Source organism: Pseudoalteromonas sp. P1-7a (genome assembly GCF_001401855.1).
Classification (GTDB): Bacteria; Pseudomonadota; Gammaproteobacteria; order Enterobacterales; family Alteromonadaceae; genus Pseudoalteromonas.
In genome coordinates, this window is the sequence record NZ_LKDU01000097.1 from 1 (window position 1) to 472 (window position 472).

Genomic DNA, 472 nt, shown 5'->3' on the forward strand with positions numbered 1-472 from the left:
TAGTTTATGTAGCAAGAAAGCTGTGGGTTAAATCAAACCTTTTGATAAAGCTTAAACTTGGACGAGATGCGGAGCTTGCCGTTGCATCGGAGCTTATAGAGTTACAGTCACATGGGTACCAAGTGTTTCATGATATACAAGCTGATGGGTTTAATATTGATCACCTAGTGGTAGGGCCAAATGGTATTTTTGCTATTGAAACAAAGGGCAGGTACAAGCGAATAAAAGATGATACAAATTACAAAGTTAAATTTGAGAAAAATCGTTTAGCGTTTCCCTCTTGGTTTGAAAGTAAGCCGTTAGAGCAAGCCCAAAATCAGGCTAATTGGGTGAATAAATGGCTGCAAGAGGCAACGGGCTTTACTACCCAAGTTTTGCCAATTTTATGCTTTCCTGGTTGGTTTGTAGAGCTAAAGCAAAGGCCAGAATTTCCTATCGTTTCTCATAAACAATTAGTTAAAACGATTCTTTC

Annotated in this window: 1 protein-coding gene; it reads left to right on the forward strand. The window is 38.6% G+C overall.

Features of this window, described 5'->3' with window-relative positions; translation table 11 throughout:
• Positions 1-41: 41 nt before the first annotated feature.
• On the forward strand, positions 42-472 hold a 431-nt coding region (locus AN389_RS19640), incomplete at its 3' end, for a nuclease-related domain-containing protein (RefSeq protein WP_408003062.1).